Annotated in this window: 16 protein-coding genes and 1 pseudogene; 15 read left to right on the top strand and 2 right to left on the bottom strand. The window is 50.9% G+C overall.

What is annotated here, in order from left to right; genetic code table 11:
• Positions 1–34: 34 nt before the first annotated feature.
• The 9 genes from QW71_RS30250 to QW71_RS30290 all read left to right on the top strand — a co-directional run bounded on the left by QW71_RS30250 (position 35) and on the right by QW71_RS30290 (position 6,287).
• Positions 35–559, top strand: coding sequence for a YqeG family HAD IIIA-type phosphatase (locus QW71_RS30250; protein ID WP_039308324.1), 525 nt, complete (start codon positions 35–37; stop codon positions 557–559).
• On the top strand, positions 559–1,689 hold the full coding sequence (gene yqeH, locus QW71_RS30255; RefSeq protein WP_047014064.1) for a ribosome biogenesis GTPase YqeH: 1,131 nt from the start codon (positions 559–561) through the stop codon (positions 1,687–1,689). The genes QW71_RS30250 and yqeH overlap by 1 nt, the downstream gene beginning before the upstream one ends.
• Positions 1,690–1,772: 83 nt before the next feature.
• Positions 1,773–2,669, top strand: a complete 897-nt coding sequence (gene aroE / locus QW71_RS30260; protein ID WP_039308290.1) for a shikimate dehydrogenase — start codon at positions 1,773–1,775, stop codon at positions 2,667–2,669.
• 37 nt (positions 2,670–2,706) lie between these two features.
• Positions 2,707–3,000 carry a ribosome assembly RNA-binding protein YhbY gene (gene yhbY, locus QW71_RS30265; protein ID WP_036697934.1) on the top strand — a complete coding sequence of 98 codons (294 nt, stop codon included), beginning with the start codon at positions 2,707–2,709 and terminating at the stop codon, positions 2,998–3,000.
• 82 nt (positions 3,001–3,082) lie between these two features.
• Positions 3,083–3,685, top strand: a complete 603-nt coding sequence (locus tag QW71_RS30270; protein ID WP_039308292.1) for a nicotinate-nucleotide adenylyltransferase — start codon at positions 3,083–3,085, stop codon at positions 3,683–3,685.
• A complete protein-coding gene (gene yqeK, locus QW71_RS30275; protein ID WP_039308294.1) occupies positions 3,657–4,235 on the top strand; it encodes a bis(5'-nucleosyl)-tetraphosphatase (symmetrical) YqeK in 579 nt (192 codons plus the stop codon). Before QW71_RS30270 ends, yqeK begins: the two co-directional genes overlap by 29 nt.
• A complete protein-coding gene (rsfS, locus tag QW71_RS30280; RefSeq protein WP_039308297.1) occupies positions 4,232–4,579 on the top strand; it encodes a ribosome silencing factor in 348 nt (115 codons plus the stop codon). The genes yqeK and rsfS overlap by 4 nt, the downstream gene beginning before the upstream one ends.
• Positions 4,576–5,493: a S1 RNA-binding domain-containing protein gene (locus tag QW71_RS30285; protein ID WP_039308300.1), complete on the top strand. Its 918-nt coding sequence runs from the start codon at positions 4,576–4,578 to the stop codon at positions 5,491–5,493. Before rsfS ends, QW71_RS30285 begins: the two co-directional genes overlap by 4 nt.
• Before the next feature lie 23 nt (positions 5,494–5,516).
• A complete protein-coding gene (locus QW71_RS30290; RefSeq protein WP_039308301.1) occupies positions 5,517–6,287 on the top strand; it encodes a class I SAM-dependent methyltransferase in 771 nt (256 codons plus the stop codon).
• A gap of 125 nt (positions 6,288–6,412) precedes the next feature.
• Here QW71_RS30290 and QW71_RS39390 read toward each other — a convergent pair whose 3' ends face one another.
• A complete protein-coding gene (locus QW71_RS39390; protein ID WP_019912516.1) occupies positions 6,413–6,571 on the bottom strand; it encodes a hypothetical protein in 159 nt (52 codons plus the stop codon).
• Positions 6,572–6,732: 161 nt separating this feature from the next.
• The gene (locus tag QW71_RS30295; protein WP_039308304.1) at positions 6,733–7,692 is read right to left on the bottom strand and encodes a transcriptional regulator; all 960 of its coding nucleotides are present in this window, start codon (positions 7,690–7,692) and stop codon (positions 6,733–6,735) included.
• 371 nt (positions 7,693–8,063) lie between these two features.
• On the opposite strand from QW71_RS30295, the pseudogene QW71_RS40190 reads away from it, so the two are divergent.
• The 6 genes and pseudogenes from QW71_RS40190 to QW71_RS30320 all read left to right on the top strand — a co-directional run.
• Positions 8,064–8,216: pseudogene (locus QW71_RS40190) on the top strand (alpha-N-arabinofuranosidase); the annotation flags it as partial.
• A 156-nt stretch (positions 8,217–8,372) separates the two neighbouring features.
• Positions 8,373–9,620, top strand: coding sequence for an extracellular solute-binding protein (locus QW71_RS30300; RefSeq protein WP_039308307.1), 1,248 nt, complete (start codon positions 8,373–8,375; stop codon positions 9,618–9,620).
• Between the two features lie 78 nt (positions 9,621–9,698).
• On the top strand, positions 9,699–10,577 hold the full coding sequence (locus tag QW71_RS30305; protein ID WP_039308309.1) for a carbohydrate ABC transporter permease: 879 nt from the start codon (positions 9,699–9,701) through the stop codon (positions 10,575–10,577).
• Between the two features lie 44 nt (positions 10,578–10,621).
• Positions 10,622–11,536 (top strand): carbohydrate ABC transporter permease, encoded by a 915-nt coding sequence (locus QW71_RS30310; protein WP_039308311.1) that lies wholly within the window; start codon positions 10,622–10,624, stop codon positions 11,534–11,536.
• 32 nt (positions 11,537–11,568) lie between these two features.
• Positions 11,569–13,047 carry an alpha-N-arabinofuranosidase gene (locus QW71_RS30315; RefSeq protein WP_039308314.1) on the top strand — a complete coding sequence of 493 codons (1,479 nt, stop codon included), beginning with the start codon at positions 11,569–11,571 and terminating at the stop codon, positions 13,045–13,047.
• 389 nt (positions 13,048–13,436) lie between these two features.
• A partial coding sequence (locus tag QW71_RS30320; RefSeq protein WP_039308317.1) for a family 43 glycosylhydrolase occupies positions 13,437–13,734 on the top strand: 298 nt, incomplete at its 3' end.

Consider the following 13,734-nt stretch of genomic DNA (forward strand, 5'->3'; position numbering starts at 1 on the left):
TACAAGTTTTACGTATGAAAATGAGGTGAAAGTTTTGTTTGAAAGGTTAGTTCCCAAACTCCGGGTAAATACGGTATTTGATATTGATCTGGAAGAGCTGTACCGTCAAGGCTACCGCGGGATTATTACGGATCTGGATAATACGCTGGTCGGCGCCAAGGCGCCTCTGGCCACGCCTGAGCTGCTGCTCTGGTTCACGAAGGTGAAGGAGCTTGGCTTCAAGCTGATCATTGTTTCAAATAACAATATGGACCGGGTGTCGCGCTTTGCAACGCCGCTAAATATTGAATTTGTACATCAGGCCCGTAAGCCGAGCAATGCCCCTTTTCTGAAGGCGATGAAGCTGATGGATCTGAAGCCGGAGCAGACGGTGGTGGTCGGCGACCAGATGCTTACAGATGTATACGGCGGCAACCGGCTCGGCCTGTACACGGTGCTCGTGCTGCCGATCTCCGTCAAGGATGAAGGCGTGGGCACAAGAATCAACCGCAGGGTGGAGCAGATTGCTCTGACACGTCTGCGCAAGCAAGGATTGTGGCAAGAGGAGGATAAATCTTAATGAATGCAGTGAACGACGACAAGAAACGGCCTGAGAAATGCAGCGGCTGCGGTATCAAGCTCCAGACTGTAAACAAGGAGCTTCCCGGGTATATTCCGGAGACCGCTTTTGAACGGGAACCCGTAATTTGCCAGCGCTGTTTCCGGATTAAGAATTACAATGAAGCTTCTTCCGTATCGGTGAACCAGGACGAATTCCTGAAGCTGCTCAGCGGAGTGGGCGAGAAGAACGCACTGGTAATCCACATTGTGGATATTTTCGATTTCGAGGGCAGTCTGATCTCCGGGCTGCAGCGGTTTGTCGGCAATAACCAGGTTATTCTGGCGGTCAACAAAAGCGACTTGCTCCCTAAGGTGACCAATTGGAACAGAATGCGCAACTGGATGCAGCAGCGCTGCAAGGAAGAGGGACTGCGCACGGCGGAGATTGTGCTTGTCAGCGCGAAGCGCAACCAGGGCTTCGACCGCCTGCTGGAGGCAGTAACCGAGCTGCGCGGACAGCGTGATGTCTATGTCGTTGGAGCGACCAATGTAGGCAAATCTACGCTGATCAACCGGCTGATCTCTGATTACAGCGACCTGGAAGAGGAGCTGACTACCTCACGTTATCCGGGCACAACGCTGGATATGGTCAAGATTCCGCTGGATGACGGCCATTACATTATTGATACTCCGGGGATTGTCTATCCTTGGCGGTACAGTGAACTGGTTGAACGTAAGGATCTGGGCGCTGTAATGCCGGAGAATCCGCTCAAGCCTGCAGTGTATCAGCTGAATGAGGGCCAATCGCTGTTCTTCGGCGGACTGGGACGCTTCGACTTCGTTCAGGGCGAACGCCAATCCTTCACCTGCTATATCAGCGGTACGCTGAAGATTCACCGCACGAAGCTGGAGCGCGCCGATTCGCTGTATCAGGACCACCGCGGCGAGCTTTTGTCGCCTCCGGGAACGGCGGATATGGATAAGCTTCCGCAGTGGCAGCGTCATGAGTTCCGCATCGCCAGGAATAGTGAGACCGACCTGTTCATCTCCGGCCTGGGCTGGATCAAGGTGAACGGTACGGCAGGTGCAGTTGTAGCTATACATGTGCCGCGCGGCGTTAAGGTGCTTACCCGTCCTTCGCTGATCTAACTTAAGCCGATGCTTCCGGAGTGAGTTTTGCGAAGCGAAATCAGTGAAGCAGATGCTGACAGAACTTACAGGAGGGCGATACTATGGCTGAGACAGGCCTAAACGGTAAGGATGGACACCCGGAGCTTCTGCTGGGTGTAATGGGCGACCCGATTGCCCAGTCCAAATCTCCGCTTATGCACGGTGCGGCGCTGAAGGCGCTTGGACTCTCCGGCGCTTATGTGCCGCTGCATATCACTCCGGACAAGCTGGGGGATGCCGTGCAGGCGGTCAAGACCCTCGGCTTCCGCGGGGTGAATGTAACCATTCCGCACAAGGTTGCGGTGATGGACTATCTGGATAAGCTGGATGCCAGCGCGGTGGATGTCGGTGCGGTCAATACGATTGTTAACGACAACGGTGTGCTGACCGGCTTCAATACGGATGGAATCGGATATGTCCGTTCGCTCAAGGCGGAGGCTGCGCCCGAACTCGCAGGCACCCGTATTCTGGTGATTGGAGCCGGCGGGGCAGCCAGAGGTATTGTCTCGGCACTGCTGCAGGAGCGTCCGGCGTCTATCCTCATCGCCAACCGTAATGAGGAGCGCGCCCATCAGCTTGCAGACAGCTTCCGGAACAGAGGGAACGTAGCCGGAACCGGTATGGAAGCTGTTCCTTCCGTTATCGGCAGCATGGATATTGTGATCAATACGACCTCGGTAGGCATGTTCCCCCACATGGAGGAGATGCCGATAGATCCGGCTTGGCTTCATGAAGGAATGATCGTAAGCGATCTGATATACAATCCGCTGCACACCCGGCTGCTTACGGAGAGCCTGCAGCGGGGCTGCATCATTCACGGAGGGCTGGGAATGTTCGTCTACCAGGGTGCCTATGCGCTGGAGTACTGGACAGGACTCGCTGCACCCGTAGATATCATGCGGCAGACTATTGTGGATTGCCTCGGCGGGAGTGCCGGGGAAATGATTTCGTCCAAGTAAGGTAATAATATATGTTAATTAAGGAGTTTGTTCATTTATGTTAACTGGTAAACAAAAACGCTATCTCCGCTCTTTGGCCCATCATCTGGATGCTGTATTCCAGGTCGGCAAAGGCGGCGTCAATGATCATCTGATCCGTCACATTGAAGAAGCTATTGAGAAACGCGAGCTGATGAAGATCAGTGTGCTGAACAACAATGCCGATGATCCTAAGGAAATTGGTGCCGCGCTTGCCGAGCAGTCCGGTTCGGAGCTTGTTCAGGTGATCGGCAAGACGATCGTTCTGTACAAGGAATCACGTGATAACAAAACGATTGAGCTGCCCCGCTAAAGGATTGGCGGCGCAGCCCGCGCACCTGTGCGAGGGTTGCAGCCGGATGAAGTTCATCGGATAATAGGAGGAGGTTGACCTCTTGAAAGTTGGAATAATGGGAGGAACCTTCGATCCTCTGCATATCGGCCATATGATGGCCGCGGAAACTGCACGGGAGAGCTACGGTCTGCATGAGGTCTGGTTTATGCCTTCGCATATTCCGCCCCATAAGCATGAGGCCGGAGCAAGCGGTGAGGACAGGCTGTCTATGGTAAGGGAAGCAGTTAAGGACCATCCCTCATTTGGCATCCTCGACTGGGAAGTGGTCAGAGGCGGGGTGTCCTATACCCTGGAAACCGTGATCAGCCTGCAGGAGGAATATCCGCAGCATGAGTTCTTTTTCATTGTCGGAGCGGATATGGTTCAGTATTTGCCCAAATGGCAGGGGATTGAGGAACTGGTGCAGAGGTTGACCTTCATCGGTGTCGGGCGTCCCGGGACTCCGCTTGATCTTGGGCTGCTGCCCGGTTTCATTGCGGAGCGGGTAGTGCTGGCGGATATGCCGCTGGTGGACCTCTCCTCCACGATGCTCAGAGCCCGGGCTGCCGAAGGGAAATCCATCCGCTATATGGTGCCGGACGCAGTGTTTGATTATGTTCAAAGGAGTGGATTGTATGGGGTACAGTCGCGAAGCGCTGATTGAAGCGGTTTCTGACCAGATGCCGGACAAGCGCTGGAAGCATACACTCGGCGTAATGGAATCCTCTGTGAAGCTGGCGCAGCGTTATGGCGCTGATCCTGAACGTGCCGAGACAGCGGCAATTCTGCATGATGTCGCCAAGTACTGGCCGGTAGAGCGGATGCGGGAGATCATTGAACAGAACGGGTTATCCACCGAGCTTTTGAAATACGACAAGCAGCTATGGCATGCCGAGGTGGGCGCTTTTGCCGCTGAGCATGATTATGGAATTACGGATACTGAGGTACTGGATGCCATCCGCTACCACACCTCGGGTCGGGAGAACATGAGCCTGCTGGAAAAAATCGTCTGTCTGGCTGATTATATTGAGCCTGGGCGGGATTTCCCCGGTGTGGATGAAATACGCAGGCTGGCCAAGGTCAGCCTGGAGGAAGGGCTGATCGCAGGACTGGATTCCACGATCAGCCTGCTGCTGGAGAAACGCCGGATCGTGTTCCCGCTTACGGTGCTGGCGCGCAACGATTTAGTAAGAATACTGGAGGATAAAATATGAGTGTACAATCAAACAAACTTCTGGAGCTGGCGCTGAATGCCGTTCAGGACAAAAAAGCAATGAACGTGGTAGCACTGGATCTGCGCAGCGTGTCGCCGATCAGTGATTATTTTATTATCTGCCACGGTAATTCGGATACCCAGGTGCAAGCGATTGCTACTGAGGTTCGCAAGGTAGTTCATGAAGCCGGAGGAATGATCAAAGGCATCGAAGGTATGGACGCAGCCCGCTGGGTACTGATGGATCTTGGGGATGTTATCGTCCATGTCTTCCACCGCGATGAACGCGAATATTACAACATCGAGCGTCTGTGGTCTGATGCCAAGGTTGTGGAAACGGTATGAGTCTGATAGCTGGAACTACGGTTACGCTTGAAGTAATGCGGGAGGTATCCCCTTACGGATACTTCCTGAGCGCCGGTGACCAGGATATCATGCTTCACTACACCGAGCTGGTCGGCAGCAAGCCGAAGATCGGTGACAAGGTTGAAGTGTTCATCTTCTTCGATACCGAGGACCGTCCTGCTGCTACAATGAAGAAGCCTTACCTGACGCTGGGTGAAATGGCGCTGCTTGAAGTGGCCGATATTCATCCGCGTCTGGGCTGCTTCCTGGAGATGGGGCTTGGACGCCAGCTGCTTCTGCCCATCGGCGAGCTTCCGGAGCTGGTGGAGCTGCGTCCGCAGATCGGCGATAAGGTGTTCGCCATTATGGAGCATGACAAGCAGGGGCGTCTTCGGGCCAAGCTGGCCGGAGAGCAGGAGCTTGCGCCGCTGGCGCTGCCCGCACCTGAATCATGGCAGGGGCAGACTGTAACGGCCCGGGTGTACAAGCCGCTTCAGATGGGTACCTTTGTCCTCGTAGATGCTGGTGTACTCGGCTTCGGCATCATCGGCATGGTTCATTCCTCTGAGCGCAGCCGGCTCTTGCGTCTGGGTGAAGTGATTGAAGCACGGGTAGCACATATCCGCGAGGATGGCCGCGTCAACCTCAGCATGGGCCACCGCAAGGAAGTGGGCCGTGATGTGGATTCAGCGGCATTGCTGGATTTCCTGGCTACCCGTCCGGGCGGCGGCATGCCGTATTCGGATGCTACGCCTCCGGATATTATCAAGCAGCGCTTCGGCATCAGCAAGTCAGCCTTCAAGCGTGCGCTGGGCAAGCTGATGAAGGAAGGGCTGGTTACCCAGAAAGAGAACTGGACCTATCTGGCCGGCAAGGAAGAGGCTGATTCGGAGCCTGAATCTGATAACCAATAGTTTATAGAAAGCGGTGTACGCCAGTGTCTTCCTATGGGGAATTTGCTTATGTATACGATGAGCTGATGGCGGATATGCCGTATCCGGATTGGCTGACCTTTGCGGAGACGGCATGGAGCAAATACGGCAAGCCGCGTACGGTAGCTGAACTCGGCTGCGGTACCGGCAGCCTGACCATTCCGCTGGCCGCGGCAGGTTATCATATGACGGGGATTGATCTCTCTTCGGACATGCTGGCTGTGGCGCAGCGCAAGCTGGAGCAGCAGCCGCAGGGGCGGCGCTTTTTGCGGGAAGGCAGTGTACGCTGGGTTAGACAGAATATGAAGGAATGGGAGATGCCGGAGCCTGTGGATTCGGTTATTTCCTTCTGCGATTGCCTCAATTACGTACTGGAAGAACAGGATGTGAGGGACGTATTTGCCTGTACCTATGCCGGACTTAAGCCGGGCGGAACCTTCCTGTTCGATGTACATCATCCGAATACGCTGACGCGCTACGAGGAAGAGCAGCCCTTCGTGCAGGATGAGCCGAACGTATCGTACATCTGGACCTGTGAGCTCGATGTGCCGCGCCGGGAGATTGAGCATCACCTGTCTATCTTCGCCCGTGAAGAGGGCCGCCAGGATGTGTACCGGCGTTTTGAAGAGACGCACACCCAGCGCGCCTATGATCCGGACTGGATGAAGCAGGAGCTGCTGAAGGCCGGTTTCAGCGATGTTAAGATCTATGCGGACTTCGAGTGGATCGAAGCTGACGATTCCGCCCAGCGGCTGTTTTATGTAGCTGTGAAATAAACCTTATGTATACAGTGGTCCTTACCCGTAGGAGGGTGGGGGCCTTTTTGTTGTTTTCTTATATTTTGATTCTGATTAAAAAACCGGCCCGTGCATCCGCACGGACCGGCCATCTTCCAATGTCCTTACCTGTGTTCGAACAAATCGATGGTGCCGAGTACAATATGCGCCAGACCAAATCCAAGAATGCCTGTTGCAGCCATTTTATATCTGCTGCCTAAAAAAGCTGCGCTGGAAGCAGTTACTACGGTTCCAAGAACGGCGGGTATCAACCCTTCACGCATTCGAAACACTCCCTCACGGTAGTTTGAAAGACATTCTTTAGTGTGGGTTACGGAGGGGACAATTATACGGGAAGTTCCTTACCCGGCCGGGAAACTGCATTTGTTGTGAAAAAAAGACCATCCTCCGTCCGGGAGGATGGTCTTGCTGATTGCGAAGCAGGTCAGTCTATGGCCCCCGCCGTTGTCACATGGCGGGAGGGATCGTCCACCTCATGAACATTATAGAGCACACGCGCCAGCAGATCCTGGCTGTAATTGCCGAAATGCTTGCCGTAAATGGTCAAGCCGCGTTTGTTGACCGGCTTGTCGGTGACGGCAATGCGGAAGGTCAGCTCGCTTTTGTAATCCAGCTTGATATCGTCAAGGGTGATGTCCGAGATGCGGCAGCCGTCAATGAAGCTTCCTTCATTGTTGATCCGGATCAGCTTCAGCATGCCGTACTGGTTAAGATGAGGCGGCCACCAGTCGGGATTGAAGGTACCGCGGGCATCTCCGAAGTCGCCGGGGCTGGTCCAGAAACCGATTTCGATTCCATTCACATAGAAGTACAGGTCTGAAGGATAGTTGTCGTTGAATCCGGGAGCCTCAGAGCCAATCTCCATGGAGAATTGAATCTCCCGGAAGGTCTGGTTGGCTTTGAGATAGTTCGGAATCCGGTATTCAAGGAACCCTTCAGCCATCCAGATAATCTCGGAATCAATCCGCTGGGGATCGGCGAAATAACGCGGCTCGTCGAAGTCACCGATAATGCTGTCTTTGGTGGCCAGTCCGCAGGTAGGGACCGCCTGATAATTGCTGTAATGGCCAACCTGGATTTCGACCTCGTACAGATTGTCGACATCCTTGCTGCGCAGATCCACCATCAGCTTATCTTTATTCAGATAGCAGACCTTCTGGATGCCATGCTTGCCTACTGAGGTGTTGATCTCGATCAGGCCGCTCTCCTCCAGCTTCTTGATATGCATCGTAATTGCACCATTGCTGAGTTTAAGCTTCTTGGCAATTTCATTCAGGTTCAGCGCCTGGTTGGTGGCCAGCAGCTCGAGAATCTGGATCCGGATCTCGGAGCTGAGCGCCTTGAAAATATCAATCCCGCTCATCAGATCTTTAATGTAAATCATATTTAAGGTACCTTCTTCCAGTGAGGTCATTAGAAAAAAACTATTTTACAAAATTATAAACTAATCAACCCTAAAAGGAAAGCATTCTGCCTTTATTTGTAGTTTGTATTTAAAATTAAGCTAAATATGAATTGAAGTATATTTTTAATATATGTTTTATTAAATTAATAAGCCGATTTTTTACAAAAAAACGTTTGTTTTTCAGGAAACATGCCATTTATCGATTTTAGTTTGAATAAATATGAATAGTTTTATATTTTATTATTTACAGAGGTCCTTGCTTATGTTATTTTATATCTGTAAGCGAATACATTCAAATGTTTTTTAATTGTTTAAGTGATATATGAAATGGAAGGGTGATCACATTCCGCACGGTTAAGGCTACCTGTGATTATATCAAAGCCAAGAAATGCAGCAAGAAGACGATGTATCACAGCTTCGATGAATGGAATGTGTGGTATCACTCCAATGAATCGGACACGAAGATTGATCCATGGGCCATAGGTCCGCCGCAGCTTGAGGATCATTGAGACGCTTCTGTCCAAAGCATCGTGGAATGTGATCCGTCTGGGCAAGAGGAACTGACACAGGTACATAGAATCAGAACGATAACGAGTACATTGTTTGCAAAAACATTATTGTAGATGATTTGCTAATTTTTATTCACTTAGGAGGAGAAAGTGTTGAACAAAAAGTGGGGTTTTTCAGCATTGGCACTTGTTTTATCATTATCTACAGTATTAGCGGGCTGCGGGAACGACGACAAAAATACGATAACGTTCTGGACGCCGCTTACCGGGGATGACGGTGCCTACATGGATCAACTGGTTAAGGATTACAATGCAACCAATCCTGAAATGAAAGTGAAGCATGTCATTACCGCAGATATGTATACAAAGATTTCGACAGTACTTAACTCCGGCAAGGGCGTGCCAGATTTGGCGATTATTCACGCCGACCGTGTTCCTGGATATGTTAAGCAGGGGCAGCTCGAGCCAATGACAGCCGTAACCACAGCCCAACCCGAAATTAAACAGGAAAATTACCTGCCGCAGGCATGGTCAACAGGTACGATTGAGGGAACTCAATATACAGTGCCTCTCGATATTCACAGTAATGTGATGTACTACAATAAAGATCTGCTCGCCAAATACGGTGCAGAATCGTTCCTTGACGACAACGTGGTAACTATTGATGAAATGCTCTCCCTGCAAGGTAAATTGAATGAAGGCGATTATGTTGTCAATGATGCCTTGCTCGGCTGGGTCATTCTTGCACAGATTCAAAACCTCGGCGGAGACATCCAGGAGAACGGCAAACCTGCGGTAAATACGCCGGTTATGAAGCAAGCCTTTGAAGAGGTTAAGAAAATCAACGATGCCGGACTGATGACACCATTCGGTGAAGACGGCTACCTGATGTTCCAGTCCGGTAACGTATTATTCTCCACTGACGGTACCTGGAGCTCTACGGCACATGCCGGGGTGGAAGGCCTGAACTTTGGAGTAACTAACGTGTACTCCCCTACACCTGACAAGTTCACGAACAGATCGTCTTCCCACTTGTTCACTATGCTGAAGAATAAAGACAGATCCGCAGAGAAAGTAGCCGGGATCGGCAGTTTCCTCGAGTTCATCCGTACGAATTCAATGGAATGGGCCAAAGCCGGACAAACCGTAGCAAGTAAACAAGTTATTGAGAGCCCTGAATATCAAGACTATATCCAATCCTTCTTCACCTCCAGCGAAAAAGAAATTGAATCCCTCTATATCTACACTTATGAGTACTATCCATACATTGCAGAGGCCGTTGATACGTACTGCGGAGATATCGTCCGCGGGAACGTGGGCATCGACGAAACCCTGCAAACCATGCAGAAATTCGTAGAGGACAAAATCGCCGAAGGAACAAGCGGCGCAGCGCAGTAAACGGAAGCGGAAATGATTGTATGAAGCAATGTGCCAGTAATGGCACATTGCTTTATGCCAAAGGAGAAAAGATTTCCAATGAAAAAGAAATTAAATTTGGCGCCTGTTTTTTTTGTAGGTCCACACGTCATCTTGTTCGTTGTATTTATCTTACTGCCGACAATCTACGGGATATATGCATCGTTTACCAAATGGAATCTGATGAATGAGCCGGTTTGGGTTGGTCTTGCCAATTACAAGACTATTCTTTTTGACAACAGCTCTACTTTTCATACGCAGTTCAACAACGGTCTGAAGAACACCCTGGTCTTCGTTCTGCTTAGTGTACCGCTGTTAATTGTGATTCCGCTGCTGATTGCGGTTGCACTTGAGCATAAGAAAGTGAAGGGGAAAAGCTTGATTCAGGCTATTCTGTATATCCCGGGTCTGATTTCCATCTCTGCGGGAGCCCTGATCTGGCTGCTGCTCTTCAACAAACAGCTGGGGATGGCCGGCAATGTGTTCGGTTCCAATGTCGCCTGGCCGACGCACCAGCCGTATGCCTGGATTCTTATTATTATCATCACGATCTGGGGCGGTGTCGGAGGCAACATGATTATTTACCGTGCTTCGATCAGCGGTGTATCCCAGGATTTATATGAATCGGCAGAAATGGACGGCGCAGGTCCGATCCGCAGATTTGCGAGCATCACCTTGCCTTCGATTCGTTTCCCGCTCATTTATACCTTTGTTATGACTACTGCGGGTGCCTTCAACGTATTCGGCCAGCCGCTTATGATGACTGATGGCGGACCGCGGCAGAGCACACACGTACTGATGATGTATATCCGTCAGCTCGCGTTCGGCAACGGCGAGTCCATTGCGGGAATGGCGTCGGCAATGGCAGTCCTGCTGGGATTGGTGATTTTGATTATTTCAGCCCTGCAATATTATGTGATGAACCGGAATGCAGCGTAGGACAAGGGATTTGACAGTGGAAATTGAAAAGGCAGGTGTACCGTATGGCAAACCAAGTGGCTGGACAATTGGATAAAGGTCCGCTTGTAAACGGACAGAACGTTGAGAAAAGAAAAGGTTCGGGCTTCAGCATTTCAAAATATATCTCGTACCTCTTTTTGATCATACTGTGTGTGATTTGGATCGTTCCTGTAATCTTCGGAATCACAACCTCCTTCCGGTCGCAGACCGAAGTTGTAACCTCCGGGTTCCGGATGTTTCCGAAAGAATGGATTTTCGATAACTATGTAACGATTTTGGAGAATACTTCAACGGCTCCAATCTTGCGTTGGCTGGTGAACTCATTGTTTATTGCGTCCATGCATACCCTTCTGGTCGTTGTTATAATTTCCATTACCGGTTACGGCTACTCACGAATGAAATTCAAAGGAAGAGATACGCTGTTCTTTACCCTGCTCGGTATATCCTTTTTTCCGGGGGTCGTGAACCTGATTCCTTCCTATAAAATCATTGATGCCTTAGGCTGGGTGAACACTTCCTGGGCCATGATTATCCCCGGGCTTGCGGGCATGGGTAATCTCTTTTTGGTAAGACAGTTTATGAACGGCATTCCGAAAGAGCTCGATGAATCGGCTCATGTAGACGGTGCGGGCCACTTCCGAATTTATTTCTCGATCATTGTGCCGCTGATTAAACCGATTCTGATCGTATGCGCGCTGTTCTCCTTTACAGGATCATGGAATGACTTCCTGTGGCCGGTAATCGTATTTACCGATGTAGATAAAATGCCGGTCACGGCCGGGCTGCTGCTATTGCAGGATATCTACGGGAACTACCGTATGATCGGGCAATTGATGGGTTCAGCAATCTTAGCGATTATCCCGACGTTGGTACTCTTCCTGTTTGCCCAGAAATACTTTGTACAATCGATTAATTTGAATTCTGGGATTAAGGGCTAAATACAAAAATATTCTCTAAGGAGAGAGAAACTATGACTGCAAAGCTGGTTATCAACGCAGATCTGCCTAAAAGCGTCATCAATAAAAATATTTACGGGCATTTTGCCGAGCATTTGGGCAGATGTATCTATGAAGGCCTGTGGGTAGGCGTGGATTCGCCAATACCGAATACGGACGGTATCCGTAATGATGTCATTGCAGCGCTCAAAAAGCTGAGCATTCCGGTGCTGCGCTGGCCGGGCGGCTGTTTTGCCGACGAATATCACTGGAAAGACGGAATCGGCCCCAAGGAAGGACGCAAGCGGATGGTCAACACCCATTGGGGCGGTGTAGTAGAGAACAACCATTTTGGCACCCATGAATTCTTCCGGTTGTGCGAGCTGCTGGAATGTGAGCCGTACATTTGTGGCAACGTAGGCAGCGGCACAGTCCAGGAGATGTCAGAATGGGTGGAGTATATGACCTTTGATGGCGAATCACCGATGGCGGCCTGGCGGCAGGAGAACGGCCGTGAACAACCATGGAAGCTTAAATATTTCGGTGTCGGCAACGAGAACTGGGGCTGCGGCGGAAATATGCGTCCTGAATACTACGCGGATCTGTACCGCCGTTATCAGACGTATACCCGGAACTACGGGGATAACCGGCTCTACAAGATTGCCGGTGGAGCGAATGTGGATGATTACAACTGGACTGAAATCCTGATGAGAGAAGCCGGCCAGTTCATGGACGGGCTAAGCCTTCATTCCTACACCATCCCCGGCAGCTGGGAAGAGAAACGCCAATCGCTCGGTTTCGATGAAGCTGAATGGTTCGAAACGATGCAGAAATCACTTCATATGAACGAGCTCATTACCCGGCATTCAGCCATCATGGATAAGTATGATCCACAGAAGCGGGTAGGATTGATTATAGATGAATGGGGTACATGGTTCCTGAACGAGCCCGGAACCAATCCGGGATTCCTGTATCAGCAGAACACACTCAGAGATGCGCTCGTGGCAGGCATTCATCTGAATATTTTCCACAATCACAGCGACCGAGTGCAAATGACTAATATTGCTCAAATGGTCAATGTGCTGCAGGCACTGATCTTGACCGAAGGCGACCAAATGCTGCTTACACCTACATATCACGTGTTTGATATGTATAAGGTGCATCAGGATAATGAGCTGCTGGAGGTCTCTTTACAGAGTCCGGATTACATCTTCGGCGGGGTCACAATTCCTCAACTGAGCGTCTCTGCATCCCGCGATGGAGAAGGCAAGGTCTATGTCTCCCTGTGCAACATCAGCCATGAAGCGGCAGCCAGTCTAAGCCTCGACATTTGCGGTATCACACTAAGCACTGTAAGCGGGCAGATTCTGACGCATGGCGAGCTCGGTGCGCACAATACATTTAACAATCCGGATACTGTAGCGCCGGCTGCCTTCGAAGGCGTGTCTTTGAACGATGGAACTTTGGACTGCGAGCTTCCGCCGGCCTCAGTAGTCGTTATTACACTGGGATAAAACCCTATGCCCGAGATTCCGCACATGAACCGCAGGGAAGGCTGCAAGAGCTGCGATGACAACTTCGTCAGCCCGGAAAAATGGAACGGCTGATTGAAATTGCCACCCGGGTAAGACCGCTTGCAACGTAGGAACAATACAAGACACACATAGAGCAGTGCCGGGATTGATTTCAGTTCGGTAACACCTGCCGCTACTGCTGCTGCTTCGTGGAAGTAAGTACCCGGCTTCAGGATTTGCTGTGCCCTTATCCCACCGCTTCTCGGTGGAACTGAGGCCCGCGAACCTGATGACGGCAAATCCTCGTCCTTCCTCGGTACATTCGGTATGCTCAGGTCTGAGTTACACAGCCGTTTAATACTTCTGAACAGACCAAAGGAGAAACCATGATGATTACAAATAGAGAGTACAGTAATCCGCTTGTAGAGCAGAGAGCGGACCCTTGGGTGTACAAACATACAGACGGCTATTACTATTTCACGGCATCCGTACCGGAATATGACCGGATTGAAGTACGTAGAGCTGCAACGATTGAGGGGCTGAGAGAAGCAATACCAGTCGTAGCCTGGCGCAAATATGAGACGGGTCCGCTCAGCGCCAATATCTGGGCTCCCGAAATCCATTACATTGATGGCAGATGGTATATTTATTTCGCTGCCGCCCGGACCACCGAAACGAAGGAAGGGC

The organism is Paenibacillus sp. IHB B 3415 (assembly GCF_000802655.2).
Lineage (GTDB): Bacteria > Bacillota > Bacilli > Paenibacillales > Paenibacillaceae > Paenibacillus_AQ > Paenibacillus_AQ phytohabitans.

What these genes read in the sequence shown, in the direction of transcription:
- yqeH (WP_047014064.1), top strand. Translation starts at nt 559, where the DNA reads ATGAATGCAGTGAACGACGACAAGAAACGGCCTGAGAAATGCAGCGGC.
- aroE (WP_039308290.1), top strand. Translation starts at nt 1,773, where the DNA reads ATGGCTGAGACAGGCCTAAACGGTAAGGATGGACACCCGGAGCTTCTG.
- yhbY (WP_036697934.1), top strand. Translation starts at nt 2,707, where the DNA reads ATGTTAACTGGTAAACAAAAACGCTATCTCCGCTCTTTGGCCCATCAT.
- yqeK (WP_039308294.1), top strand. Translation starts at nt 3,657, where the DNA reads ATGGGGTACAGTCGCGAAGCGCTGATTGAAGCGGTTTCTGACCAGATG.
- rsfS (WP_039308297.1), top strand. Translation starts at nt 4,232, where the DNA reads ATGAGTGTACAATCAAACAAACTTCTGGAGCTGGCGCTGAATGCCGTT.
- QW71_RS30285 (WP_039308300.1), top strand. Translation starts at nt 4,576, where the DNA reads ATGAGTCTGATAGCTGGAACTACGGTTACGCTTGAAGTAATGCGGGAG.
- QW71_RS39390 (WP_019912516.1), bottom strand. Translation starts at nt 6,571, where the DNA reads ATGCGTGAAGGGTTGATACCCGCCGTTCTTGGAACCGTAGTAACTGCT.
- QW71_RS30295 (WP_039308304.1), bottom strand. Translation starts at nt 7,692, where the DNA reads ATGATTTACATTAAAGATCTGATGAGCGGGATTGATATTTTCAAGGCG.
- QW71_RS30305 (WP_039308309.1), top strand. Translation starts at nt 9,699, where the DNA reads ATGAAAAAGAAATTAAATTTGGCGCCTGTTTTTTTTGTAGGTCCACAC.
- QW71_RS30310 (WP_039308311.1), top strand. Translation starts at nt 10,622, where the DNA reads ATGGCAAACCAAGTGGCTGGACAATTGGATAAAGGTCCGCTTGTAAAC.
- QW71_RS30315 (WP_039308314.1), top strand. Translation starts at nt 11,569, where the DNA reads ATGACTGCAAAGCTGGTTATCAACGCAGATCTGCCTAAAAGCGTCATC.